This window comes from Primorskyibacter marinus (assembly GCF_003313245.1).
Lineage (GTDB): Bacteria > Pseudomonadota > Alphaproteobacteria > Rhodobacterales > Rhodobacteraceae > Primorskyibacter > Primorskyibacter marinus.
The window spans coordinates 677,155-701,126 of the sequence record NZ_QJSD01000001.1; the positions used below are offsets into that span (position 1 = coordinate 677,155).

At 58.8% G+C, this 23,972-nt stretch carries 24 protein-coding genes and 2 tRNA genes; 13 read left to right on the forward strand and 13 right to left on the reverse strand.

Going from position 1 to position 23,972, the window contains the following annotated elements:
- Nucleotides 1–58: 58 nt before the first annotated feature.
- From DMZ65_RS03210 to hdhA, 12 genes are all read right to left on the reverse strand, one after another.
- The gene (locus DMZ65_RS03210) at nucleotides 59–700 is read right to left on the reverse strand and encodes a response regulator transcription factor (protein WP_116597408.1); all 642 of its coding nucleotides are present in this window, start codon (nucleotides 698–700) and stop codon (nucleotides 59–61) included.
- Nucleotides 697–3,000 carry a sensor histidine kinase gene (locus tag DMZ65_RS03215; protein ID WP_232824866.1) on the reverse strand — a complete coding sequence of 768 codons (2,304 nt, stop codon included), beginning with the start codon at nucleotides 2,998–3,000 and terminating at the stop codon, nucleotides 697–699. Before DMZ65_RS03215 ends, DMZ65_RS03210 begins: the two co-directional genes overlap by 4 nt.
- A gap of 288 nt (nucleotides 3,001–3,288) precedes the next feature.
- Nucleotides 3,289–3,468 carry a hypothetical protein gene (locus tag DMZ65_RS03225; protein ID WP_116597410.1) on the reverse strand — a complete coding sequence of 60 codons (180 nt, stop codon included), beginning with the start codon at nucleotides 3,466–3,468 and terminating at the stop codon, nucleotides 3,289–3,291.
- Between the two features lie 171 nt (nucleotides 3,469–3,639).
- Nucleotides 3,640–3,714, reverse strand: a tRNA-Gly gene (locus DMZ65_RS03230).
- Between the two features lie 18 nt (nucleotides 3,715–3,732).
- Nucleotides 3,733–3,807, reverse strand: a tRNA-Gly gene (locus tag DMZ65_RS03235).
- Between the two features lie 320 nt (nucleotides 3,808–4,127).
- Nucleotides 4,128–4,826, reverse strand: coding sequence for an RNA polymerase sigma factor (locus DMZ65_RS03240; protein ID WP_116597411.1), 699 nt, complete (start codon nucleotides 4,824–4,826; stop codon nucleotides 4,128–4,130).
- Nucleotides 4,823–5,293 (reverse strand): cupredoxin domain-containing protein, encoded by a 471-nt coding sequence (locus DMZ65_RS03245; protein WP_232824867.1) that lies wholly within the window; start codon nucleotides 5,291–5,293, stop codon nucleotides 4,823–4,825. The genes DMZ65_RS03240 and DMZ65_RS03245 overlap by 4 nt, the downstream gene beginning before the upstream one ends.
- A gap of 56 nt (nucleotides 5,294–5,349) precedes the next feature.
- Complete coding sequence (locus DMZ65_RS03250; RefSeq protein ID WP_084352747.1) at nucleotides 5,350–5,769, reverse strand: hypothetical protein; 420 nt, start codon at nucleotides 5,767–5,769, stop codon at nucleotides 5,350–5,352.
- Nucleotides 5,770–6,466: 697 nt separating this feature from the next.
- Nucleotides 6,467–8,056, reverse strand: coding sequence for a serine hydrolase (locus tag DMZ65_RS03260; RefSeq protein WP_232824868.1), 1,590 nt, complete (start codon nucleotides 8,054–8,056; stop codon nucleotides 6,467–6,469).
- Between the two features lie 106 nt (nucleotides 8,057–8,162).
- Nucleotides 8,163–8,627, reverse strand: coding sequence for a hypothetical protein (locus DMZ65_RS03265; protein WP_116597413.1), 465 nt, complete (start codon nucleotides 8,625–8,627; stop codon nucleotides 8,163–8,165).
- Nucleotides 8,628–8,774: 147 nt separating this feature from the next.
- Nucleotides 8,775–9,080: a hypothetical protein gene (locus DMZ65_RS19635; RefSeq protein WP_198662610.1), complete on the reverse strand. Its 306-nt coding sequence runs from the start codon at nucleotides 9,078–9,080 to the stop codon at nucleotides 8,775–8,777.
- 62 nt (nucleotides 9,081–9,142) lie between these two features.
- A complete protein-coding gene (gene hdhA / locus DMZ65_RS03275; protein ID WP_116597414.1) occupies nucleotides 9,143–9,910 on the reverse strand; it encodes a 7-alpha-hydroxysteroid dehydrogenase in 768 nt (255 codons plus the stop codon).
- Between the two features lie 193 nt (nucleotides 9,911–10,103).
- Here hdhA and DMZ65_RS03280 point away from each other — a divergent pair, with 193 nt between their 5' ends.
- Nucleotides 10,104–10,508, forward strand: a complete 405-nt coding sequence (locus DMZ65_RS03280; RefSeq protein WP_116597415.1) for a hypothetical protein — start codon at nucleotides 10,104–10,106, stop codon at nucleotides 10,506–10,508.
- A gap of 401 nt (nucleotides 10,509–10,909) precedes the next feature.
- The gene (locus DMZ65_RS03285; RefSeq protein WP_116597416.1) at nucleotides 10,910–11,779 is read left to right on the forward strand and encodes a sugar phosphate isomerase/epimerase family protein; all 870 of its coding nucleotides are present in this window, start codon (nucleotides 10,910–10,912) and stop codon (nucleotides 11,777–11,779) included.
- Here the strand turns inward: DMZ65_RS03285 and DMZ65_RS03290 are convergent.
- Nucleotides 11,761–12,831 carry an alkene reductase gene (locus tag DMZ65_RS03290; protein ID WP_198662611.1) on the reverse strand — a complete coding sequence of 357 codons (1,071 nt, stop codon included), beginning with the start codon at nucleotides 12,829–12,831 and terminating at the stop codon, nucleotides 11,761–11,763. The genes DMZ65_RS03285 and DMZ65_RS03290 overlap by 19 nt on opposite strands.
- Nucleotides 12,832–13,101: 270 nt before the next feature.
- On the opposite strand from DMZ65_RS03290, the gene DMZ65_RS03295 reads away from it, so the two are divergent.
- The 11 genes from DMZ65_RS03295 to DMZ65_RS03345 all read left to right on the forward strand — a co-directional run bounded on the left by DMZ65_RS03295 (nucleotide 13,102) and on the right by DMZ65_RS03345 (nucleotide 23,945).
- The gene (locus DMZ65_RS03295) at nucleotides 13,102–13,980 is read left to right on the forward strand and encodes a branched-chain amino acid ABC transporter permease (protein ID WP_116597417.1); all 879 of its coding nucleotides are present in this window, start codon (nucleotides 13,102–13,104) and stop codon (nucleotides 13,978–13,980) included.
- Between the two features lie 15 nt (nucleotides 13,981–13,995).
- A complete protein-coding gene (locus DMZ65_RS03300) occupies nucleotides 13,996–15,801 on the forward strand; it encodes a branched-chain amino acid ABC transporter ATP-binding protein/permease (protein ID WP_232824869.1) in 1,806 nt (601 codons plus the stop codon).
- The gene (locus DMZ65_RS03305; protein ID WP_116597419.1) at nucleotides 15,794–16,504 is read left to right on the forward strand and encodes an ABC transporter ATP-binding protein; all 711 of its coding nucleotides are present in this window, start codon (nucleotides 15,794–15,796) and stop codon (nucleotides 16,502–16,504) included. Before DMZ65_RS03300 ends, DMZ65_RS03305 begins: the two co-directional genes overlap by 8 nt.
- A complete protein-coding gene (locus DMZ65_RS03310; protein ID WP_116597420.1) occupies nucleotides 16,501–17,010 on the forward strand; it encodes a thioesterase family protein in 510 nt (169 codons plus the stop codon). Before DMZ65_RS03305 ends, DMZ65_RS03310 begins: the two co-directional genes overlap by 4 nt.
- Before the next feature lie 62 nt (nucleotides 17,011–17,072).
- On the forward strand, nucleotides 17,073–18,026 hold the full coding sequence (locus DMZ65_RS03315; protein WP_116597421.1) for an aldo/keto reductase: 954 nt from the start codon (nucleotides 17,073–17,075) through the stop codon (nucleotides 18,024–18,026).
- Between the two features lie 76 nt (nucleotides 18,027–18,102).
- Nucleotides 18,103–18,999, forward strand: coding sequence for an enoyl-CoA hydratase (locus DMZ65_RS03320; protein ID WP_116597422.1), 897 nt, complete (start codon nucleotides 18,103–18,105; stop codon nucleotides 18,997–18,999).
- A 54-nt stretch (nucleotides 19,000–19,053) separates the two neighbouring features.
- A complete protein-coding gene (locus DMZ65_RS03325) occupies nucleotides 19,054–20,217 on the forward strand; it encodes an acyl-CoA dehydrogenase (protein ID WP_116597423.1) in 1,164 nt (387 codons plus the stop codon).
- 2 nt (nucleotides 20,218–20,219) lie between these two features.
- On the forward strand, nucleotides 20,220–21,269 hold the full coding sequence (locus DMZ65_RS03330) for an acyl-CoA dehydrogenase family protein (protein ID WP_116597424.1): 1,050 nt from the start codon (nucleotides 20,220–20,222) through the stop codon (nucleotides 21,267–21,269).
- Nucleotides 21,262–22,413 (forward strand): acetyl-CoA C-acetyltransferase, encoded by a 1,152-nt coding sequence (locus tag DMZ65_RS03335; RefSeq protein ID WP_116597425.1) that lies wholly within the window; start codon nucleotides 21,262–21,264, stop codon nucleotides 22,411–22,413. Before DMZ65_RS03330 ends, DMZ65_RS03335 begins: the two co-directional genes overlap by 8 nt.
- Nucleotides 22,414–22,416: 3 nt before the next feature.
- Nucleotides 22,417–23,013, forward strand: coding sequence for a gamma carbonic anhydrase family protein (locus DMZ65_RS03340; RefSeq protein ID WP_116597426.1), 597 nt, complete (start codon nucleotides 22,417–22,419; stop codon nucleotides 23,011–23,013).
- A gap of 20 nt (nucleotides 23,014–23,033) precedes the next feature.
- Nucleotides 23,034–23,945, forward strand: a complete 912-nt coding sequence (locus DMZ65_RS03345; RefSeq protein WP_116597427.1) for an SDR family oxidoreductase — start codon at nucleotides 23,034–23,036, stop codon at nucleotides 23,943–23,945.
- Nucleotides 23,946–23,972: the final 27 nt, after the last annotated feature.

The following is a 23,972-nucleotide window of genomic DNA, read 5'->3' on the forward strand; positions in this document are numbered from 1 at the left end:
GACATGAGCCGGGAAGAACGGTTTCAAATGGTCCTGTCTTCGTATGGCAGAAAGTCCCTTACTGGTCTTTGAACAGCCCCTCTTTCAAGGCGAGTTCGACCAGTTGGGCAACAGAGGTCACGTCCATCTTTTCCAGAATGCGTGCGCGGTGATGATCTACGGTGCGCGGACTGATGTCGAGATGGCGGGCAATGTCCTTGGATGAATTGCTTCCCGGGTTGCTGACGATCAGGCGGGCGATTTCGTCTTCGCGGTCGGTCAGGCTTTCGAAACGGATCCGCATTGCGGACGAGCGTTGGGTCGCATCGCGCCGCTTCCGGTCAATTTCCAGCGCGGCGTCAATTCTTTCGACCAGCACCGATTGCTTGAAGGGCTTTTCCAGAAAATCCATTGCGCCCATCTTCATTGCCTGAACCGATTCCGGAATGCCGCCATGGCCGGTGATAAAGATAATCGGCAACTTGATATTGCGGTCCGACAAATGTCGCTGCAACTCCAGCCCGTCCATCTGGGGCATCCCGTAATCCAGGATCAAACAGCCTGCGGACGTCTTTTCATACGCGTCCAGAAATGCCCGAGCCGACTCGAACGCCTTCACCTGATAGCCGCGCAGCCCCAACGCCCGCGCCAGAGACGTGCGGATATTCGCATCATCATCGACAAGAAAAACGCAGGCCGCCTGCACCACATCTTCTTTCATTGCGTTTGTTCCTCTAGCGGCAGGGTAAAGCTGAATCGAGCCCCCGACGCAGCCCTCTCATACCAGATAATGCCACCGTTTGCCTCGATCAAGGACCGGCTGATCGACAGGCCCAGCCCCATCCCGGCAGCTTTTGTCGTCTCGAACTGGGCAAACAGTTCAGTGCCTTCCGCAACCCCAGGTCCGGTGTCTTCGACATCAATTTGCAAATGGCCGTCGATCTCTTTGGTCAAAACGGTGACGCGCCGTGTCGGGCTATGATCTTCGGCCATGGCTTCAATCGCGTTGCGCAACAGGTTGACGACCACCTGAGCGATCTGAACCCGGACGGCATTTACCCGGACTTCCGGGCTTTTGCGGATCACGATCTCGGTCGCATGCTGGCGGGCTTCGGACAGGACCAGCCGACGTGCCTGTTCAAGAAGTTCTCGAATACCGAAGGTCGTTGTGTGGTTACCGTCTTTCCGGACAAAGCCACGCAGCGCACGGATAATATCCCCGGCCTGATGCGCCTGTTGTTCAATCTCGGCCAGAAGCTCGCTCACCTCGGTGCCGCAGTCCTTGCGGTGCGCCATCAGGTATTGCGCAGCGTCGGTGTTCTGGGTGATCGCCGTCAGAGGTTGGTTCAGCTCATGCGCCAGCCCGGTTGCCAATTTGCCCATCACCTGCTGACGCGACACATGCGCCACCTCGCGGTTCAGCGCCTCGATGGTTTCTTCATAGGCACGCGCCTGCGTGACATCGTCGATCGTGGCAACCACATAATCCTTGCCCGCATGTCCTGACGGAATGAAAACCCCGCTGAAGCTGATCCAGACGGGTTTTCCATCCTTGCACTGCGCTTGCGCTTCCAAACTGAATGCGGTGTGTTCGGCGGTATTCCTGCCGAATTCATCCATGATATCCGGTTCGTCAGCGTTCAGCAGCGATTGGAATACCTTGCCGTCAAGCTCTGCCTGTGTGTATCCCAATATTTCGGCAAATCGCGCATTCACCCGCAACAGCCGTCCGGTGGACGCATCAATATACACCATCCCCCGCGACGCCATATCGAAGGTCAGGCGGAATTCTGTTTCTGTCTGCTTTCGTTGCGAGATCTCATTGACCAGTGCCGTGTTGGCATTCTCCAGCTCCTTGTAGGTGCTGGGCATAGGCGCGTCCGACTCTATTTCGCCTTGCGAGATCAGCGCGGAACGCACGGCAAATGCCCGCACCGGCGCGTGTATCCGATTGGCCAGTGCAAGACCCAGCAACCCGGTCACAGCGGCCACACCGATCGCGATCAGCGTGTTTTGCGACCGGTTGGCCTTGATCGTGCCGATAAAGTCATCCTCAGGCGCGTAGACCACAATCGTCCAAGGGATGTCGCCCAGTCCAAACGGCATCAGCAATGATACATAAGGCACCCCATCATACACGAAATCAGACTGGATTTCCTGATCCACCGTGACACCGTCGGCGTTCAGACGGTTGCCAAAGGCCGCGCGGGCGATTGGGTCGTTGAGTTGATTGATTGACGGGAAGGTCAGCGTTCCCCCCTCTCCAACGGTCATCAGAAGATTGGGGTTGGGATGCGCGATCACGTCGCCGTTCCGGTTCAATACGAAAGCGGCGCCATTCTTGCCGATATTCAACTGTGCAAGGAAATTCGAGAGCTCCTTGATCTCGATATCCACCCCTACAGCGCCCTGAATCACGCCGTCAAAACCGACAACCGGCGTCGCCGCTGTGATACCGGGCGATCTGGAGGTGAAGAAGATATACGGATCAGTCCAGATACTGACCAGTTCCTTGCGCGCTGACATGTACCAGGTCCGCGTGCGGGGATCAAAGGTATCTGTCGGATCGATCCTCTCGCTTTTCTTGACAAAATTCTCGTCGCGCTGGATGAACACTGTTCTGGGCTCCGACGCGACATTAATGACCTTGGTCTGGTATTGGTTCGGCCCATTGCGCTGCACAAAAACAAAGTTGCCCTGCTCATCGCCATAATAGACGGCGGCAAATTGCGGGGCTGACCGCAATTGCTGAAACAAAAGCCCTTCCAGAAGTTCTCGTTCTTCGCGGCGCACGATCTGATTCTCGGCCAAGGCGGTCGACAGTTCCGCCGCACTGCGGGCGGGTGACAAAAATCCCTTGGTATGCTGGATCACGTTGGTGCCGACATCCGCCAATTGATTGCGCGCGTGTTCCAGCAAGGCCCGTTCGGACGTGAAATAGGACGAGAACACCACAAGAGTGACGGCAAAAAGCTGGAGCCCGGCCAGCGCAAGCGCAAGGATGACACCAAGTGATTTCATCAGTCTCGTTCGCACCCGTATCCGTTTCGAATGGCCACGCTCATGGCAGGCCATTCCGGAGTAACGTGGATCGCGGAGATATACACCCAGAAAGACCTTCGCGCAAAACGTAAAAACGCGCTCTGCCACAATGGGCAGAGCGCTGATTGGCACTCAAAAAAACAAATACTGGTTACGCGCCAAAGTTATTCGGTACAAGCGCGCGTCGGCTTGGGGATGCACGACAGAACACGTCCTTTTTAGCCTATGCAGAACTCTCAGACTATTCGTATGATTGCCTAGGGGAGATTACCCATTGTCTTTCGCGACCGGCGACCCGATCAGCATTCCGCCATCCCGTTCCAGAGCAATGCCGTATCGGGCGGCCAAGGGGATCTCTGTTTGCGATGCTGGGCAATAGGACGGGAATTCGTGGTCCAGACAGCGTGCCAACCCAAGGGCCGCAATCAAAGACGCATCACGTTGCATATGGAACCCGTTGTGTCCGGCCAGATCAACCGCCCTCGGACCATAGCACCGGTGTTCTCTATGCGGTCTCCTCCGCGCATCGCAACTCAGGCAGCCGATACCGCGCAAACAGAAAAGGCCGCCCGAAGGCGACCCTGTCAGCGATGCCGGCGGGTGACCGGCTATATATATTGGAGCGGGCGAGGCGATTCGAACGCCCGACCCTAACCTTGGCAAGGTTATGCTCTACCCCTGAGCTACGCCCGCCTCCTATATATTTCCAACTGGAGCGGGCGAGGCGATTCGAACGCCCGACCCTAACCTTGGCAAGGTTATGCTCTACCCCTGAGCTACGCCCGCAATCAGTTGGATGTCAGGCATGTAGAACCAAGCCCGCCCGGCTGCAAGGGGAAAAATGCAAGTTCCCCGAGTTTTCCCGCTTCAACAGTCTCAAAAACCTGATCCGATGGAAATCAACAGCCTCCACCTGCCTCTCGTCCAACGTCTTCTTGGTCCAGATAGTCGGTCTTATGTATCAAGGAATACGGCGCTGGTGTGAAGACGCAGGCGCTTTGCGGTCGCCATGGCATCAGCGACGCGACCTTTCGCTGCACTGCACGCACCTATCGGGTTTGGTGAAATCAGTTTGAAAGAAAATAAGTCGGCAACAAACAGTCGTTTCACAGGCGCTTAAGTTCCGCCACAACCCGATCTGACATATCGGCACAACGCATGCCATCGAACGGGAAGATTGCGTCGAAACCGCCCTGGATACGTTCTTCGAGTGCGATGCGCAGGCGACGACGTGCGCGAAACAGCCGAGTCTTCACGGTGATCGGGTTGAGCGACAGATCGCGCGCGATGGCGAGAATGCTCATGTTTTCGGTCTCGCGCAGCAGAAAGGGCAAACGTAGATCCGGCGGAAGCTGTGCCACCGCGCCTTCCAGAAAGGCGCGCATCTGTGCCCGCCCAAGCGCGGCCTCCGGCCTGTCCGGGTGCTGGCCGGGAAATGCGAGGATGGAGTCGGATGCCTTTTGATCTTCGGTCACGGTATCATATTCCTCCTGCGAGCGGACACGCCGGAGATGCATCCGCGCGGTGTTGATGGCAATCCGGGTGATCCAGGTGGAAAACCGGGCCTCGGCACGAAAGGTATCGAGCTTTGTAAAAGCCTTCAGGTATGTTTCCTGCACCACTTCCTCGGCGTCCGCGTCGCTTGCGACGATGCCGCGCGCAATTCGGAACAGGCGCGGATTCATGCGCCGGATCAACTCGCGCACGGCGGCCTCGTCCCCCTGTGTCGCACTTGTGACAAGCTCGGCCTCCGGAGTGGTTGGCCCCGCAAGCCCAATACCCTGATGGCGTGGCCGTACGGTCAAGTGTCACCCTCCTGTTCGATCCGTCCAAGGTCGAGAATAGCCTCGACCATCGGAAGGGCGTCAAAGACTTCGAGCGACACATCCTCGGTATCGGTGCTGGGCCCTTCCCAGCCCGCGTCGCCGGGATCTCCTACAACGATGCGGCCGACCATGGCTGCCATCTCATGCGGGATGCAGTAGTAATCGTAAACGCCCGGCACCGTGAGCGTCACCTCGAAACTTTCCTCCGGCAGAAGGAAATCGCTGTTCCACGGGCGGGCGGCCTTCGGAATGCGTCGGGTGCGGTCGAAGTTATCGGGATGGTAGGCGGTGGCGGTATGGCTGTTGCCCGGATCGCGGTTGATGAAACGGATGGTCGTGCCTGCGGTGACGGCAAGGCCGTGCGGGCGGAACCAGACACGCTCACCGCGCGAAGTGCCGCGCATTTCAATGACTTCCACAGGTGCGGCACGAACGATCGCGGGCATCGAGAGAGTGGCAAGAATGCCACTCCCCAATGCCAAGATTTTGCGGCGCGCGAGGCTCATTGTGCCAACCGTCCCTTGGCGTCGGCATCGTGATAAAGCACAACATGAGCGTGCGGTTCGTCCACGCCGGGATGGCCGGCATTGTAGTAGACATCGACCGATGTGACCTCATGCGATCCAACGTGCAGGTCATTGTAGGCCGTGCCGCTTGAGAGTGCTTCCAGCGGCGTCATGTAAACCGTCGCGGATAACTTGCCGTCGTGGTCATAGGCCAGGAACGGACCGGCCGGCAGCGTGTCCGGCACAACGAAGAGCGTACCGAGACCCGGCAGAAATTCCGGAAGCGGCAACACATCGCTGACCTGCACATAAGGTTCGCCCGGCGGAGATTCCATAAGGGCTTCGGTATCGTGCGCAAGCGCGAAGCCTGCGGACATGGTCAACAAGGTCGCGCTTAGCATATAGGATCTTAACATTTCTTTTCCTTTCAGTGTCATGAGCAGTCCCATCTCTGGGGGCGCTCAACTCCTTGGATGCAGCGCGCCTGGAAAGGTTCCCGGCAATTTGTGGAAATTCCATTTCATCGTTCGATCGGTTGGCCGGAACGGGCCAAGCGATGTGTCCTCCGAAAGCACAGCTTGCGAAGCGGTCGTTCGCGACGGCAGACCAAATCGGCAGGGAGGGCTCGCACCGTGCTTTCGCGATTTTTTGGTGATGTTTTCTAAATCGGCGAATGGCAGATACCGTCTGCCAACCGGGTCCAGATGCCGATGCGCTCAGCGACACCTAAAGCATCTTCGAGTTCAACCCCGAGGTAACGCATGTGCTATCGCACCTTCGTATGACCAAGGAAAAGTTGCGCAGCGCGAAGATTACCCGCCTTTCGGCCATCTCCGCAGCTTTGGTTCAGCGGGGTGACTGGGTATTGTAGCCGTTCGGCTCCAATGCGGTGGCTGTGCATTACGGAGGCTCGTTCGCGAACGGAATGATTTTCGGTGAAATCGGTCACGGCGCGTTTGACCAAATCACAGGCTCGCCGCTTGCTATCAATCGACCGCGACACCAAGCAACCCAACGCAAGATTACGCCGCAACCGCACCAGTGTCGGGCTTGGGGGGGCCGATTAACAAACGGCCCCTGCTCCCCATGTTTCATAGGCCCCCCCGCATCAGGTCACCGTCTGCGTGCGGTGATTGTCGCACCGTTTGATGTGGTAAGAACCAATGCGCCGGTTTCATCCATTGAATAGCTTTCCACCATGGACAGTAAGTCCAGCAAGCTACGTTCCTGGTTCATAAGTGCCTCGGGACAGGCCATCATCGTGGTGCCAGCCTGGTCTATCGCCAGTGCATCGCCGTCCTGCGTGTAGCTTGCGATCAGACGGTTGCAGCCCGCATTCCCGGCCAGACGGCCATCCGGCATGAACAGCAGATTTGCCGGACTGTTGTCGATCACGCCCTTGCCTGCAATGTCCTCGATGTACCATTCACGGCCCACCAGCTGGGCGGTCTCCTCTTGCGCCATGAGGTAGTCGGCGACAGCCCGGTAGGCTGGCAAGGAGATCGGATCGTTTGCCGCATTCCCCGCGACAGGGTTTGAAGCGAAACGCACGATCACCATCTCGGCGGTCGGATCGACCCAGACCGTCTGGCCATGCACCCCGCGCGCGGCGAAGGATCCGTGATCGTCATGGCTGACCCACCACATGCCGCGATAGCTCCACCCTTCCAGCAGATCGTATCCGGCTTTCGCAAAAGCATCCGTGTCGCCCCCCTGACGGATACGGGCGATGGCCTCGGCCGGGATGATCTGCTCGCCATCCCATTTACCCTCGTTGAGCACCAGTTGGCCGAAACGCGCCATGTCGCGCAGGGTCGCGTTGAACCCGCCACCCGCGAAGGGTGTGTCGATGGAATCGACGGTATAGAATGCCTCACGCTCCGCGCCGATCTTCGACCAGATCCGGTTGGACAGATAATCGGCGGCCGAGACGCCTGTGGTCCGCGCGATCAGCCAGCCTGCCGCGTCCGAGTTCACGGTTTTGTAGCCGAACGCTTCGCCATGTTCGCCGTCTTTCTGAACGGTCTGGAGGTAGTCGAAGTAACTGCGCGGTCCATCGTAGCCTTCCGGCTTTGGCAGAGGACTTCCCGCTTCTGCAAAGGTCCAGATCTCGGCCTCGGGGTCGGAATAGTCCTCGGAATAATCCAGCGCGGTGGTCATTTCCAATACCTGCCGCACGGTGGCATCCCCGAATGCGCTTTGTTCCAGTTCGGGGATGATGTCGCGCAGCAATGCTGTCTCATCCAGCTTGCCTTCCGCCACCAGCACTTCGGCCATCAGGCCGGTCAGGCTTTTCGTGACCGACATCGCCCCATGCAGCGTGTCCTCATTCAGGCATCCATCGTAACGCTCGTAGACAATCCGGCCTTTGTGCAAGACCAGGATACCGTCGGTGTAGTTGGCATCGAAGGCGGCATCCCATGTCATCGGATCACCACCGCCGAGCGGCGTAAACTCGACGGCATCAAGACCTGCATCAAGATCGACAGGCAGATCGCTGACACCGTCATTTCCATTGCGGACCGCGACGGTCGGCATCATCTCGCGGAAATGGCAGACCGTCCATCGCAGTTTCGGGAACGCAAAATAATCGGGATCGGTGAAGCGGATCGTCTTGTCCGCAGCCGGGGGAAACCCCTGCATCCAGCCAAGTGCCTCTGGCGTGGAGTCCTGCGCCGAAAGTGGGGTTTTGTCCTGTGCCATTGCGGTTCCTCCCAAGGTCAGGGACAGGGTGAGACATGCGCTCATAATGGGATTCATCATCGTATCCTTATTTTTCCGTCGTATTCCCGACAGGTTCATTTGCACTTCAAGTTAGTCGGCTGGCGCGGATTGTCATGTAATTGACGATACCCGCAACCAGACCGGCGATGACGCCAAGGACAATCACCGCCGCCGTCAGCGACACCGTCATCGTTCCCATTGCCCTTTGCCAGATCACCGCCCCCGTGACGCACAGACCCAGCGCAAACATGCCATGCTTGAATGTCAGCCACAAAACCGAAGGGAAGAAAGGTTGCTTGGGTACTTTCATCGTTATGTAGGCGACGACAGTCAGGATCATTGCCAGGGAAACCGCCAGCGGTACGGCCGAGCCGAAAACCGTGTGACTGTCATTCGTGATTCCATCCACCGAAAGCGGAATGGTCGTGTTGCCCCAAAGAAAGTAAATCTGGATCGCGCCGTTGATGACTGCGTTTATGACACCGGTCAGAACGGCACCTTGCAGGATCTTTTCGTTCGTGAGGGGGTGTGTGGGGTTATTTTGTACCATGTTTTTTTCCTTGGTTAATGCGTCTGACTCTCCGCACGGGGGTCATATGTGCACCGAAGACATCAATGTCGCAGATTTTGCCGCTGGAGCGCGAAAGGACCACATCGCCCCCGGCGATCGGGCCCCCCTCGATCTGGCTTGCAAGATTTATACCGGATGCTTCGTCCGCCCCGGTTCGGGCAAGCGAAGGCCCGCCCGCACCACAGCAGGCGGGCACCAAGGTGACGCCCCCACCCTTGTATTTCGCGCAGCGCATCGCCAAAGCGCCGCTTGTTCGCCGAAGAGGCGCACGGTCGAGCCGCCGCCATGGCCCTTGACGATCTGGCCGCTCACCCAGCCGGCAGCGGCCAGCGTTTTCGCAATCCCTGCGCCGATATTCTGTGCGTCGCCCGTCAGGAAAACATTGTGGCCTCCCATGTGGCAATCGGCGTATGCGTCAAACTTGTCAGTCATTGTTTTCACTTCCGGTGAGTCCTGTGTGGCTTGCCCGCACAGAGCGGGTGATGTGGCTCGCGTCAGTCCAGTTCCTGCACCCCGCCGCCAGAGACCGTCAGGATCTGACCGCTGATCCAGCTTGCAGCCCGCGAGCAGAGGAACAGCGCGGCATTGGCCATGTCGACAGGTTCGCCCAGACGGTTGATCGGCGTGTGCGCCACCATCGTCTTTTCAATCTCGTCGTTCAGCACGGATTTCAGCGCATCGGTGCGCGTGGCACCGGGGGCGACACCGTTCACACGGATACCCATCGGCCCCAGATCAAAGGCGATGTTGCGCACCAGATGGCTGGTCGCCGCCTTGGACGAACCGTAGGACGCCATGCGCTTGTTCTTGTTCTCGGCAGACATCGAAGTGATGGCGAGGATCGAGCCACCCCCGGCCTTTTCCATCTCCGGCGCGGCCAGCTGCGCGAGGCGGAACAGCGAGAATACGTTCAACTCAAACGCCCAGCGGAAATCCTCCATCGGCATATCAAAGGGCTTCGGCCCGCCGCCGCCCGCATTCGCGACAAGCGTGGTGAGCTTGCCGAATTCGCGAACGGTGCCATTCACCAGCGCCGCGAGATCTTCCTCATTCGTGACGTCGCAGGCCATGCCCGCCGCCTTGCCGCCCCTGGACCTGATCTTGTCCACGACCGCCTGCGCGGTGTCGGCCTTCAGGTCACTGACCACGACGGCAGCCCCCGCCGCGGCGAATGTCTCGGCGATGGCGCGGCCGATGCCTGCCCCCGCGCCGGTGACGAGGGCAACCTGACCTTCTAGGGTGAAATTCGCTGGGTCATACATTTCGAAGACTCCTTTGAGTTGATTTATTTGAAGTTGGAATATGTGCAGGATCTTCACATGTGTCGTTCTGTTCGATAGGTCGCCCTGCCAGGCGATAAATACAACCGCTGTCGGTGACAGCGTTCCCCAGATCGGGTAATGTGAGGAACGGCGATGCCATTCAGGACGATTTTCAACAGGTTTCGAGGCAGGAATGGGCGGCGAGGCTGATAAAATACCGACCCATGTGCGGGCTTTTTCAGAACTGCTGATCAAACTCCGGGCCGAACTGGGCAACGATCTGGATCTGGTGTTGATAATGGCGGTCATTGCAGAGCGCCACTATGCCGGTTTTCCCCAGCCCAAGCTGCCGACCTCTGCTTCCACGGCCTCTGCCGGAACGCGCCCGACACCCGGTATCAATACCCATTCGGTTGCGCTCTACGCAGACATTCCGCGTGAAACCGTGCGCAGAAAGATCGCAAAGCTTGTCGAGAAAGGTTGGGTGACCTGCGATGGACAAGGAAACCTCACGCCCGCGCCGCAAGCGGCAAGTGATCTGGCAAAAGGCACTGCCGCGACCTTGAAGTATCTCGAGGCGATCACGCAAGGCAGCTAGTCAGACATCAAGTTCGATTTTCAGGATCGTCGTCCGAAAGACGACGTAATCTTCATTGGGTGGGTTCAAACAGCTGATCTCACACGGCACCGCCCGCGCCGACAGGTAAGAGTATCACCGGCGGCATGGATCGCTGGTGGCCTGGGCGCATTGGGCCAACTGGGCCGCACTTATGCGGCCTACCAGTTGTTGATGGATTTTGTGACTCCTGCGAAAGCCACAAGGCTCTTGCCATAGCCAGAAGCAGATAGCCTTCGTTTCTCTGGAGGACTCGTCAAATGTTGAGGTAGCGATGATGTAGAACGCACAGACAAAATCTCGACTGATTGGCTTGGCATTGACATCTGCATGCTAAACGAAGCGAATGTTCCCGGCGGTGCCTTGCTCCGTTGGATGTCACTATGGTAAATCGCATCATGACGATCCCGAACACTCTGATTTGCAGTTCCCACACGATCAGTGGCGTCCTGCCCGGAGCCGCGAAACCCGCGCGTCACAGGTTTTCCGATCGCGTCTCCGCCGCCGCGCATGCGGGATACACCGGAATGTGCCTGCATCTTCGGGACTATCGGGCGCAGCGGGTAGCCGGGTTTGGGGACACTGAAATGGCGGCTTTGCTGCGCGATCACGGCATGCAGAACATCTCGCTTGAGTTTCTGGCCAACTGGTTTCTAGAGCACGACACCGGCGCACAAGAAGATGAAGCGACAGCTTACGAAGCCGCACGCGCATTCGGCGCACATTCCGTTAATGTTGGCGGAGATTTTCAGCAAACCGGCATACCACCCGAGCAAATGCGAATACGCTTTGCCGCGCTTTGCAAACGCGCGGAACGGCATAACTTGAACGTCGCCTTGGAGATCGTTCCGTTCAGCAACGTCGCCACGCTTGAGACGGCACTGTTTATCACGGACGGGATTGCCAACGCAGGCCTTGTGGTTGACTGCTGGCATATGTTCCGCGCGGGCATCGCGCTTTGCGATCTGGCGCGATTGCCGGGAGAGCGTATCCTGTCAATTCAGGTCAGCGATGCGCATCCGGAAATCCGTGGCACACTCGCGCAGGACACCCTGCGCCGCCTCCCCTGTGACGAAGGCGTGTTCGATCTGGACGGGTTTGTGGCCGCACTGGACGCGGCCGGTGCGTCGGTTCCCCTGAGCGTCGAGATCATATCGCCGAATTTTGCTGCGCTCGATCTGGATGATGCCTGCACCATGTCAATTCGCGGGGCGCAGGCGCTGCTGGCGCGCCGTCAGGTTTTGACCGGATAGTCGGTAAAGCCTTCCGGACCTTCGGTATAAACCCGATCCTCGTCGTAATCCGCCAGATCCACACCTTGGCGCAGGCGCTCGACCAGATCGGGGTTGCCGATAAAATCGCGGCCGAAGGACACGGCGTCGGCCCCACCGCTGCGCAGGAATTCCGCCGCCTTGGCCGCGGTCAGGTTGCCGTTCAGGATCAACGGACCCTTCCAGCGGTCACGCGTCAGTTTGTAATTGTCGACCTTGGGTGTCTTGTTGCGCACCAGATGCAGGTAGGCCAGCCCAAGGGTCGACGCCTGATCAAAAAGCGTGCCATAGGTTTCGGCCGGGTCATCGTCGTCGATATCGTTGAACCCCAGTCCCGGCGACGTCCGCAATCCGACACGATCAAATCCGATTGCCTCGCCCATCGTTGTCAGCACCTCGATACTGAACCGGACGCGGTTTTCCACGCTTCCCCCATACTGGTCGGTGCGTTTGTTGGTGTTTGTCGACAGAAACTGCATCGGCAGGTAGCCGCTTGACGCGTGCAGCTCGACCCCGTCCAGCCCGGCGGCGCGGGCATTCACGGCAGCCTGGCGGAATTCATCGACGACCTGGGCAATTTCTTCGGTTTCCAGCGCGCGTGGTGCGTCCATATCGACAAGACCCGAGGTGTCGGTGAAAATCTTCCAGTTGGCGGTAATCGCAGACGGTGCGACGATTTCTGAATCGTCATCCTTGTTGATCCGCGCAGCGATGCGGCCGCAATGCATAAGCTGGACGACGATTTTGCCGCCGCGCGCGTGCACCGCCTCGGCGACGTCGCCCCAACCGTCGATCTGCTCGAGTGAATATATCCCCGGAGTGCGGCAGTATCCCTTTCCTGCGGCGCTTGGCTGCACGCCTTCGGTCACGATCAATCCGGCATCCGCCCGCTGGCCGTAATACTCGGCATGAAGTGCGGTCGGACAATCCCCCGCGCCCGCCCTGCTGCGCGTCATCGGCGACATCACGATACGGTTACGCATAGCAAATGCGCCAAGACGAACCGGATCGAAAAGCTCTTTGATATCCTGCATGCCGCGCTCCGTTTCATGTTTGGGTCAGACAACTCCTTGTTGCCTATCCAGATCACGGCACGGGCACATCGTCCGTCTGGTCTAGAGGCTGGATTGGTAAAAAACACGGCCGTCCTGAAACACAAATCAGGTTTCGGCGCGGCGAATAGTCCTTTTGGCCGATGCCAGAATTGTCCAGCCTGTAACCGTGATCGGTGAAGGGTCTTGGTGAAAACACGGCTCGCGGTGCCACAGGTTCAGGCACCAAGGCAGGGAGAGGATAAGTGGCAAATGCTGAGTGAAATACTGATCATTGTCGTGCGCGGGATCGCCATCGGATCAATCTTCGCGATGATCGCGATGAGTTTTAACATCGTCCACGGAGCGACGGGTATTCTAAATTTTGCACAGGGCAATATGCTCGTCCTTGGCGCATTCGGCGCGTTCTTTCTGGCCAACGGTGCCGCACTAGGCATTTGGTTGCCGATGCTGCTTGTGACCGGGGTGATCATCGCGGCGGTGCTGGCCTTTCAGGGGTGGCTTACGCTGATACCGCTTCGATCCTCGGTGCAACAGGATTCGTGGATTATCTCGACCGTCGCCGTTTCGGTGATCGTCGGCGCGCTTATCATGATCTATCAGGGACCATTTGCCTATAATGTCAAAGGCCCCGCACCTTATTTCCGGGTTCTCGGTGTGCGCACACCAGGGGCCTATGGGCTGGCAATTGGCTGCATGTTGTTCTGGTTTTTCGCAATGCGGTTTTTCTCTCGCAAGACGTTTATCGGCTTGGCCATTTCTGCGTTGTCGCAGGATTTCGATGCTGCGCGGGCTGCGGGACTTCCCGTGCGCCGGTTGCAACTGATCGCCTTTGCGATTTCGGGCTTGATGATTGGCACTGCCGGTTTCCTGGTGGCACCGGTTATCTCGGTCAGCGCGGATGCAGGGCTTCGATATGTCTTGAACGGGTTTGTCGCCGCAGTTGTCGGCGGGATCGGGTCCAATCTGGGCACGCTGATCGGCGGCCCCTTGGTTGGCGTGGTCGCCATGCTGACAGCCTATAAAATCGGCGGTGCTTATCAGGATCTTGCCTCGCTGTTGGTGCTGGTGGGCATTTTGATGTTGCGCCCGCAAGGATTGTTCGGCCGCACATCGGCGCGGCGTGTATAGAGGGCGGACACAACAGTGAATACAGCACCGAACACCTCAACCATGCAGACACCTGCGGATGCCTCGCCCGCAAGTGGCAAGCCTCGTTTCAATTCGGACCTGTCGCAGGTCTGGATCGGCATCGCCCTGATCGCGATCACGGGCTTCGGCCCATCGCTGATCGGCAACAGCTATTGGGTCCATACGTTCCAACTGGTGAATATCTATATCGCCGTGTCGATCTTTCAGAACTTCCTGTTCGTGGATGCAGGGCAGAAATCCTTTGGTCAGGGGGTGATCCTTGGGCTGGGGGCCTATGTCACGGCCATTTTCTTCGGCCTGCACGAATATACCTTTCTGGTCGCCGCCATGTTCGGCCTTTTGGCTGCAACACTCGGAGGTCTTCTGTTTGCCTTGCCTGCGCTGCGTGTGCAGTATTTCCATCTTGGTTTTGTCACGCTCTCTGCGGCCATCGTTTTCCCGCAATTGTTGATGTCGCTGGATAGCTGGACCAACGGGATCAACGGCATTCTGGTCAAGCTGCCCTGGTGGCATGAGGAATGGGTCTTTGGTCTGTCCCCCCTGACAATTGCGGTGGCTCTTTATCCGATGCTGGCACTTGGCATTCACTACGGAATCCGGCGTTCTCGCCTTGGCCGACAAATGCGCGTTGCCGCGGTCAGCCCGGAAGCCGCCCGCACCCTGGGCATCAAGCCAGGTGTCATGCGCTTTCTTGCCTTTATCATCGCGGCAATCGGCACAGGTATCGCGGGCATTCTGTTTCTGCCTACCGTGGGCTTTGTCAGCCCCCAGGGCTTCAACGTCGAACTGTCCTTTGTCTTTTTCTTTGCCGTCGTCGTTGGCGGCCGGGGGCAAATGCTTGGCCCGATCATCGGCATCTGGATCGTCTTTATTTTGCCGAACATCGCGCTGGCAGCCTTTGTGGAATATCGCCTGCTGATCTACGGCGTGCTGACACTGGCCACCGTGATGCTGTTTCCAGACGGGATCGTCGGATCCGTAGAGCGCTGGCGGCTCAAGCGCGGTGTTTCGGGGCGCGGTGAACAATCATTCCGTATTGATGCCTTCCTTGAAGAGCTCAAAGGGAAGGACGGGTTTGAACCCACCGACGAAATCGCGATTGAACTGAAAGGTGCCACCAAGCGTTTCGGGGCGGTTGTCGCCGTCGATCATGTCGATCTCAAAGTACGCAAGGGTGAAATCCACGGGCTGATCGGGGCCAATGGCTCTGGCAAGACCAGCCTGTTGAACGTCCTTTCGGGGCTGTCGCGGGTCAATGACGGGGCGTTCTTTATCAACGGGCGTGACGCGACACGTCTGTCCGCAGACAGGATCGCCAATCTTGGCCTTGGGCGCACCTTCCAAACCCCGCGCATCTTTCCGATGTTTTCGCTGTGGGACAACCTCAAGGTCGGGGAAGATGCCCGCACCGGCAAGGCCAGCCCGGAAATCCACGCCCTGTCAAAGGCATTGGAAGCCGAATTTGCGCAAGACAACGCTGAGTTGTTGTCCCATGGTCAGCGGCGCTTGGCCGAGGTGATGCGGTCCATGCTGAAAGAGGCGGAAATCGTGTTGTTCGACGAACCCGCTGCCGGTCTGTCGAGCAGCGAGCGCAAGAACTTTGCCAAGCTGGTGCGGTTTTTGTCGCGACAACTGGGCAAGACCGTAATCATCGTGGAACACGATCTGGATCTGGTCTGGAACGTCGCCGATACCATCACGGTGATGGAACAGGGTGCCATCGTTGCGGCGGGTGACCCACAAACCATTGCCCATGATCCGGCAGTCCAACACATGTTCGTAGGAGGCCGCGGTGCTTGAGGTCAAAAATCTTTATGCCGGATATGGCATCGTCCCTGTGATCGAAGATGTGACACTATCGGTCAACGCAGGTGAAATCCTGTTGATCGGCGGTGAAAACGGGGCCGGAAAGTCAACCTTGATGGGGGCAATCGCCGGTTTCAACAAACCGACAGCCGGCGAAGTGCTGCTGGAGGGGCAACCGCTGCACGGCCTTGCGCCGGAAAAGGTCGCCAAATCCGGCCTGCGGCTGGTTCTGGATGGCCACCGCGTATTCCCCGAGCTGTCGGTCTATGACAACCTGCGCATGGGGGCCGCCGCGCGGCGCGGTGATCGAAGCGGCCTGAGTGCTGCCATCGACGAAATCTACGAGGTGTTCCCGATCCTCAAGGAAAAGCACCGCGCCTATGCGCGCGACCTGTCGGGCGGCCAGCAACAGATGCTGGCCCTTGGTCAGGCGTTTGTCGCGCAGCCAAAGGTCTTGCTGTGTGACGAACCATCAATGGGACTGGCACAGGCGCTATTGCCACCAATCCTGTCGTTCCTACGCCGCTGGGCCGAAGCGGGCACGGCGGTCGTGATCGTCGAACAGCATTTGCAAGTCACGGCACCCTATGCCGACCGCGCAATGATCATTGAACGTGGCACGGTCAAGTTGGAATGCCCGGCAGCCGAACTGGACGATCGGCTTAAAAGCCTGGAAACGCCGGAAGGTGCCGCATGATTTCTTCCGATCCTCGGGCTGGACGCGATTATTTCGTCTCCTTCCGTGGATCTGTTGCGGACAGCTGGATCGACGTCAACGGCCATATGAATGTATCGTGGTATGACCACGTCTTTGACACCTCGGAATCGCTGTTTTTCGAAGAGTTTGCCATTGACGACGCTTATATCCAGCGGACCGGCTTCAGCTTTTTCCGGATCGAACGTTTGGTGCGCTATGAAAATGAAGTCTTGCCCGCCGCCCCTATCGAAGTGCGTTCGCGCGTGCTGTGGTCGGACATGCGGCGGGTGCATCACGTCCATGAACTTTGGGTTCCGGGCAAGACAGATCGTTGCGCGATCTCCGACGCTGTCTCGATCCATGTCGATCTGCGAACCCGTCGTCCTGCGGTCATGGAACTGCCCGAGGTCGTCCATCCGTTTCGCCGGTTGCTGAAAGCCCACAGCGCGGCCCCGCCACCGGCGGGGTTGCCAAAACGGATCAACGGGCGTCTTGCGAACGGCTGACCCCTTTCGGGTGCTAGGATCAACGGCCAGAATGACTGGCTTCAGACAGGAAGGAAAGAATCATGCAAACGCGCCAACTGGGACATTCGGGACTGGAAGTTTCGGTTGTCGGATTGGGCTGCAACAACTTCGGTGGCATGATTGCATCGCTGGATACGGATGGCGCAGGCGCGGTTGTGGATGCGGCGATTGACGCGGGTATCACGCTGTTTGACACATCGGATTCCTACGGGATCGACGGCGGGTCCGAAACGGTCTTGGGGCAGGTTCTGGGGAAGCGGCGCAAGGATATTGTGCTGGCGACTAAGTTTGCATCTCCGATGAACCGCGACAAAAGCTGCCGCTTTAACGGATCGCGTGGCTATATCATGTCTGCCGTCGAAAACAGCCTGCGGCGCCTGAACACCGATTACATTGACCTTTACCAGTATCACTTTCCCGATCCCAAAACCCCCATCGAGGAAACCATGCGCGCGCTGGATGATCTGGTTCGGCAGGGCAAGGTCCGTTATCTGGGTTGTTCCAATCTGGCACCATGGCAGCTGGTCGATGCCAACTGGACCGCGCGGCATTTTGGGTTGGACCGCCTGTTGTCGACACAGCCGGAATACAATCTGCTGGCCCGCGATGCCAAGTCTGACCTGTTGCCCGCGATACGCGCGGCGGGCATGACACTGCTGCCGTATTTCCCGTTGGCCAGCGGGCTTCTGACCGGAAAATATCGCAAAGGGCAGCCTTTGCCCGACAACACAAGGATGACCCTGCCCTATTTCAAGAAAGGGATGACCGAGGATCGTCTTGACGTCGTGGAGCAGTTGATCGTGTTTTGTGAAAAGCGCGGGCACACGCTTTTGGAACTCGCATTTTCGTGGCTTCTGGCGCAGCCCATCGTCAGCAGCGTGATCGCCGGAGCCACCCGGCCTGAGCAGGTTGCGGCCAATGTCGCAGCCTCTGGCTGGATGCTCTCACGCGACGATCTGGCCGAATTGGACGCGCTCCTGCAACCCGCAGCCTAAAACGCGTTAGTCTTTTTGGACGATTGCCCGGCCAGCCTCCTCGCCTAGAACAAACACAGCAAGGAAAGGCCCAGATATGAGCGATCTCGTCGCGCCAGAACAGGCAGACATCACCTATGAAACCGACGAACCTGTCCTCTACGAGGTAGAGGGTCAGATCGCACGGATCACCCTGAATCGGCCCAGCTTTCACAATGCGCAAAACTCGCAGATGACCTATGCGCTGGATGATGCGTTCAAGCAGGCTGTCGATGATGATGACGTCAAGGCCATCATCCTGAAAGCCGCAGGCAAACATTTCTCCGCCGGGCATGATATCGGAACACCCGGCCGCGATGTCGACAAAAGCTGGGACCGCCGGCTGATGCAATATGATCATGTGACCAAACCGGGGGCCGAGTTTCTCTATACCCGCGAACACGAGGTCTATCTGGGGATGTGCCGCCGCTGGCGCGACATTCCCAAACCCACCATTGCGCAGGTGCAAGGGGCCTGTGTGGCTGGCGGTCTGATGCTGGCTTGGGTCTGTGATTTCATTATCGCGTCGGACGATGCGTTTTTTCAGGACCCCGTGATCCGCATGGGCATACCCGGCGTCGAGTATTTCGCGCATGGTTTCGAACTTCCACCGCGCATCGCCAAGGAATTCCTGCTTTTGGGTGAACGGATGCCCGCCGCGCGTGCCGAACAGTTTGGCATGGTCAACAGCGTCGTGGCTCGGGACGAGCTGGATGCCGCGGCGACGAAGATGGCCGAGAAGCTGGCCGGTTTTCCGCGCCTTGGATTGTGGTTGGGGAAACAGGCCATCAACCAGGTCGAGGATCTGCGCGGCAAGCGGTCCGCGATGGATTCGCACTACCACATTCACCACTTCGCCCATGCCCAGAACGATCTGGCAACCGGTGACAAGCTGGGGGGCCAAGATGCGAAATCAATGGCCGCGGCAAACAAAAAGCAGGCCGGGTCCGACTGACCGGCCCGCAGCCACGGCGCAGGTGCGCGTGGCCGATAACGGGATCATCACGACATGGATTTGAACTTTACCCCACAGCAGGATGCCTTTCGCAAAGAGGTGCGGACATGGATGGAACAGAACGTTCCCTCCGACCCGCTGCCCTCATTCGATTCCAGCCGGGAAGGATTCGAGGCACACCGGGATTGGGAAAAGGTGCTGCACAAAGGCCGCTGGGGCATGGTCACATGGCCAGAAAGTTATGGCGGACGCGGGCTTGACCTGATCCAGTGGCTTATCTTTGAGGAAGAATACTATCGCGCAGGGGCCCCCCTGCGGGTAAACCAGAACGGTATTTTCCTGCTCGGCCCGACCCTGATGGAATACGGCACCGAAGAGCAAAAATCGCGTTTCCTGACGGCCATGGCGTCGGGAGATGAAGTCTGGGCGCAAGCGTGGTCCGAACCCCAAGCGGGCAGCGACCTTGCTGCTGTGCGCGCAACTGCGACACGGGATGGCGACGAGTATGTGCTGAATGGCCACAAGATCTGGTCGTCGCGTGCGGTTTTCGCAGACTGGGCCTTTGGCCTGTTTCGGACAGACCCGCAATCTGAACGCCACAAGGGATTGTCACTCATTTTCTTTCCGCTGGATGCGCAGGGCGTAAAAATCCAGCCCATCGCGCAGATCGACGGCGAAACCGGCTTTGCCGAGATTTTCCTTGATGACGTGCGCGTTCCCGCCTTCAACCGTCTGGGGGACGAGGGCCAAGGTTGGCGCATTTGCATGGCAACAGCCGGATTCGAACGCGGGCTGATGCTGCGATCACCGGCCCGGTTTCAAGTCACGGCGCAAAAGCTGGTGGCGCTTTACCTGGCGCATCAGGACGAGGTTGAACCTTCGGTGCGTGACGCGGTGATGCAGGCCTGGATGGACGCCGAGGCTTATGCCTTTTCGATTTACCAGACCGCCTCGCGCCTGATCGCCGGCGGGTCCATCGGGGCAGAAGCCAGCACCAACAAGATTTTTTGGTCGGAAATGGATATCGCCACGCACAAAGCCGCACTTTCAATCCTTGGCGCGCGCAGCGAACTTCTGCGCAGCGCCCCCGGAGCAGGCGATATCGGACGTTGGCTCGACGGATATTTCTTTTCGTTGGCCGGTCCGATTTACGCAGGATCCAACGAAGTTCAACGCAACATCATCGCCGAGCGTATGCTTGGCCTGCCACGGGTGTAGTCATGGATTTTCATTTTAGCGAAGAACAGGACATGACGGCGGATGTGATCCGCAGCCTGCTGGCCAAACTCTGCACACCCGCCGATCTCCGCCGGTTAATGGCTGCCGGAACGCCGCGTGATGATGTCCGCTGGCAAAACATCGTCGAAATGGGTCTGAGCGGCGCGTTGGTCCCCGAAGTCGCTGGTGGCCTCGGCCTGGATGCGGCAGATTTCATTCGCGTCGCAGAGGCCTGCGGCTATGCTGCATTGCCTGAGCCTTTGGTTGAAAACACCGCCGTCGCGCTGCCTTTGTTGGCGGAAGCCGCATCCGACGCCTCTGAACTGTCCCGCGCGATGGACGGCGAAATCACCGTCGCGGTTGGTCATCCTGCCAATCCGTTCGTTGCTGACGCCGATACTGCTGGCGCAATTCTGATGCCGCATGACGGTGCTCTCTATTTGGTTGATCCTGGCAGCGCCACGCTGGTCGCACAGCCCAGCATTGACCCGTTTCGTCGCCTGTCCTCCGTCAATTTTGATCTCGAAGACGCCCGTTTGCTGACCAACGATGCGCAACCGCTGCTGGAGCGCGCGCTGGATCGCGGTGCAATTTTCGCGGCGGCGCAACTGGTCGGGATCGCGCAGGCCTGCATTGATCTGGCCGTCGCCTACGCCAAGGAACGCAACCAGTTCGGCAAACCCATCGGGTCGTATCAGGCGGTCAAACACCAGTTGGCCAGCGCACAGGTGAAAATCGAATTTGCGCGCCCTGTGGTCTATGCGGCTGCCGTAGCACTTTCACAATACGACGATTTTTCTCGGGCGCGTGTCAGCCACGCGAAACTCGCCGCGGCCAGTGCCGCCGACCTGGCGGCACGCACCGCAATCCAGGTGCATGGAGCCATGGGGTATTCGTGGGAAGTTGACGTACATTTTTTCCTCAAACGCGCCATCGCACTGGAAAACGCCTGGGGCACGCCCGCGTTTCACCGGTCACGCGTGGCCCACCGCGTTCTGACCCATCCTCTGGGACCGGAGCATACATTTGCAAGGGAGCAGTCCGATGCCTGAAGCCTATATCGTCGACGCCATCCGCACGCCTGTCGGACGCAAGAAAGGTTCGCTGGCCGACATGCATTCCGCCGATCTGGGCGCTGTGCCGATCAAGGCTCTGATGGACAGGACAGACGTTGACCCCGCCGCGGTGGATGATGTCGTTTACGGGTGTTGCGATACCATCGGCAGTCAGGCGGGCGATATTGCGCGGACCTGCTGGCTTGTTGCCGGTTTGCCGCAACAAGTGCCCGGCGTCACCGTCGACCGGCAATGCGGGTCGTCCCAACAGGCGGTGCATTTCGCCGCCATGGGTGTGATGAGCGGCGTTCAGGATCTGGTCGTCGCCGGTGGCGTTCAAAATATGAATGCAATTCCGATTTCCGCCGCGATGTTGGCCGGCCAGCAATACGGGTTTCCCGATCCGTTCAGCACCTCGCCCGGATGGAAAGCACGCTTTGGCGATCAACCGGTCAACCAGTTTCTGTCTGCCGAAATGATCGCGAAAAAGTGGAACTGCACCCGCGCGGAAATGGAAGAATTCGCGCTTGCCAGCCATGACCGCGCCGTTGCCGCTATGGACGCCGGATACTTCACCAACGAGATCACGCCTATCGGAGAGCTGAGCGCAGACGAAACGCCACGTCGCGGCACCACGTTGAAAAAAATGGCAGAGCTGCACCCCCTGATGGAGGACGGGCGCATCACGGCCGCAGTCTCAAGCCAGACTTGCGACGCCGCTGCCGCCCTGCTGATCGCGTCGGACGCCGCGATCAAGGCGCATGACCTTACCCCGCGTGCACGCATCCATTACATGACGGTGCGGGCCGATGATCCGGTCTGGATGCTGACCGCACCCATGCCAGCCACCCGCCATGCACTGGAAAAGACCGGCCTGACGGTGGACGATATCGACCTTTTTGAATGCAACGAGGCGTTTGCATCCATTCCGATGGCATGGATGCGCGAATTGGGCATACCGCACGAAAAGGTCAATGTGAACGGCGGCGCAATCGCTCTGGGTCATCCCATCGGTGCCACCGGTGCCCGCCTTATGACAACGCTTCTGAACGAGTTGGAGCGGCGCAAGGGCCGCTATGCGTTGCAAACCATGTGCGAAGGTGGCGGTCAGGCCAATGTCACCATCATCGAAAGGTTGTAACCAATGCCCTGCTACTCTTTTGAAGGCATCGTGCCCGTGGTTGACCCGACCACATTCCTGCACCCGACCGCCGCGCTGATCGGTGACGTCACCATTGGCCCGCGATGCTATATCGGTCCGGGTGCGTCGCTGCGTGGCGACTTTGGCCGGATCACGATCGAAGGCGACAGCAGCATCCAGGACAATTGCACCATGCACACCGGAGCCGGATCCGATTGCATCGTGCGGCGCGGCGCGACGATCGGACATGGCGTTATCCTGCACGGGTGCGATGTGGGTGTGAATGCGCTGATCGGCATGAACAGCGTTGTTCTGGATGGTGCCGAGATCGGCGAGGACAGCCTTGTCGCAGCATTGAGCCTGGTCAAGAACGACGCGCAATTCGAGCCGGGCAGCCTGATTGCAGGCAATCCCGCGCAGTTCATCCGCGCCCTGGACCCGGCCGCGATCAAGTGGCGCAACAACGGCGACGGTGAATATCAAAGACTGGCCGACCGGTCCCGCGCGGCGCTTGTGGAATGCACACCGCTTTCCCAGCCCGAAGACGGGCGGCGGCGCAATGCCGGTCAGGCCCGCGCCGTGCGACTAGCCAAAAAATAAGTAAAACAGGAGAACCCGACATGAGCAGCGGAATTTGCAAGGATCGCGTCATTATCGTTACGGGCGCGGGACGCGGTCTTGGCCGCGCCTATGCGCTGGGGCTTGCAGCAGAAGGTGCCAAGGTCATCGTGAACGATCTGGGTGTCGGCACGCATGGCGATGAAACAGGTGAACAGCCTGCGCATCAGGTGGTCGATGAAATCCGCGCCATGGGCGGCGAGGCCATCGCCAATCTGGACGATGTGACAGATTACGACGCCGCCGGACGCATGGTGCGAACCGCCATCGACACATTTGGCGATCTGCACTGCGTGGTCAACAACGCCGGTTTTGTGCGGGACCGCATGTTTGTGTCCTGCTCGCCCGAGGAATGGGACGCTGTCTTGAGCGTTCATTTGCGCGGCCATTTCTGCATCAGCCGCCATGCCGCTGATCATTGGCGCGCGCAGTCCAAGGCGGGGCAGAAAGTCGATGCGCGGATCATCAACACGTCGTCGGGGGCCGGGCTACAGGGCAGCGTGGGGCAAAGCGCCTATAGTGCCGCCAAGGCCGGGATCGCGGCTTTGACACTTGTTCAGGCGGCCGAACTCGGGCGCTATGGCGTGACTGCCAATGCCTTGGCCCCGAACGCCCGAACACGAATGACAGAAACCGCCTTTTCCGAAATGATGCAGGCAAAGGAAGGCAGTTTCGACATTTTCGACCCAGACAATTCGGCACCGTTGCTGGCGTGGTTGTGCAGCACCGCATCCGCCGATGTAACAGGTCAGGTGTTTGAACTTCTGGGCGGCAACATCCGGATTTGCGAAGGTTGGAGAGACGGTCCCGAATTCGACAAGGGCAGCCGCTGGGATGCGGCATCCATCGGCGAGAAGATCACCGAGTTGCTGGCGCACCGCAATCCAGCCAAACCGGTTTACGGGGCAAAATGAACCCAGCCAAAATACGAACCTGATGTT

What these genes read in the sequence shown, in the direction of transcription:
- DMZ65_RS03210 (WP_116597408.1), bottom strand. Translation starts at nt 700, where the DNA reads ATGAAAGAAGATGTGGTGCAGGCGGCCTGCGTTTTTCTTGTCGATGAT.
- DMZ65_RS03215 (WP_232824866.1), bottom strand. Translation starts at nt 3,000, where the DNA reads ATGAAATCACTTGGTGTCATCCTTGCGCTTGCGCTGGCCGGGCTCCAG.
- DMZ65_RS03225 (WP_116597410.1), bottom strand. Translation starts at nt 3,468, where the DNA reads ATGCAACGTGATGCGTCTTTGATTGCGGCCCTTGGGTTGGCACGCTGT.
- DMZ65_RS03245 (WP_232824867.1), bottom strand. Translation starts at nt 5,293, where the DNA reads ATGCCCGCGATCGTTCGTGCCGCACCTGTGGAAGTCATTGAAATGCGC.
- DMZ65_RS03250 (WP_084352747.1), bottom strand. Translation starts at nt 5,769, where the DNA reads ATGTTAAGATCCTATATGCTAAGCGCGACCTTGTTGACCATGTCCGCA.
- DMZ65_RS03260 (WP_232824868.1), bottom strand. Translation starts at nt 8,056, where the DNA reads ATGGCACAGGACAAAACCCCACTTTCGGCGCAGGACTCCACGCCAGAG.
- DMZ65_RS03265 (WP_116597413.1), bottom strand. Translation starts at nt 8,627, where the DNA reads ATGGTACAAAATAACCCCACACACCCCCTCACGAACGAAAAGATCCTG.
- DMZ65_RS19635 (WP_198662610.1), bottom strand. Translation starts at nt 9,080, where the DNA reads ATGACTGACAAGTTTGACGCATACGCCGATTGCCACATGGGAGGCCAC.
- hdhA (WP_116597414.1), bottom strand. Translation starts at nt 9,910, where the DNA reads ATGTATGACCCAGCGAATTTCACCCTAGAAGGTCAGGTTGCCCTCGTC.
- DMZ65_RS03280 (WP_116597415.1), top strand. Translation starts at nt 10,104, where the DNA reads ATGGGCGGCGAGGCTGATAAAATACCGACCCATGTGCGGGCTTTTTCA.
- DMZ65_RS03285 (WP_116597416.1), top strand. Translation starts at nt 10,910, where the DNA reads ATGGTAAATCGCATCATGACGATCCCGAACACTCTGATTTGCAGTTCC.
- DMZ65_RS03290 (WP_198662611.1), bottom strand. Translation starts at nt 12,831, where the DNA reads ATGCAGGATATCAAAGAGCTTTTCGATCCGGTTCGTCTTGGCGCATTT.
- DMZ65_RS03295 (WP_116597417.1), top strand. Translation starts at nt 13,102, where the DNA reads ATGCTGAGTGAAATACTGATCATTGTCGTGCGCGGGATCGCCATCGGA.
- DMZ65_RS03310 (WP_116597420.1), top strand. Translation starts at nt 16,501, where the DNA reads ATGATTTCTTCCGATCCTCGGGCTGGACGCGATTATTTCGTCTCCTTC.
- DMZ65_RS03315 (WP_116597421.1), top strand. Translation starts at nt 17,073, where the DNA reads ATGCAAACGCGCCAACTGGGACATTCGGGACTGGAAGTTTCGGTTGTC.
- DMZ65_RS03320 (WP_116597422.1), top strand. Translation starts at nt 18,103, where the DNA reads ATGAGCGATCTCGTCGCGCCAGAACAGGCAGACATCACCTATGAAACC.
- DMZ65_RS03325 (WP_116597423.1), top strand. Translation starts at nt 19,054, where the DNA reads ATGGATTTGAACTTTACCCCACAGCAGGATGCCTTTCGCAAAGAGGTG.
- DMZ65_RS03330 (WP_116597424.1), top strand. Translation starts at nt 20,220, where the DNA reads ATGGATTTTCATTTTAGCGAAGAACAGGACATGACGGCGGATGTGATC.
- DMZ65_RS03335 (WP_116597425.1), top strand. Translation starts at nt 21,262, where the DNA reads ATGCCTGAAGCCTATATCGTCGACGCCATCCGCACGCCTGTCGGACGC.
- DMZ65_RS03340 (WP_116597426.1), top strand. Translation starts at nt 22,417, where the DNA reads ATGCCCTGCTACTCTTTTGAAGGCATCGTGCCCGTGGTTGACCCGACC.
- DMZ65_RS03345 (WP_116597427.1), top strand. Translation starts at nt 23,034, where the DNA reads ATGAGCAGCGGAATTTGCAAGGATCGCGTCATTATCGTTACGGGCGCG.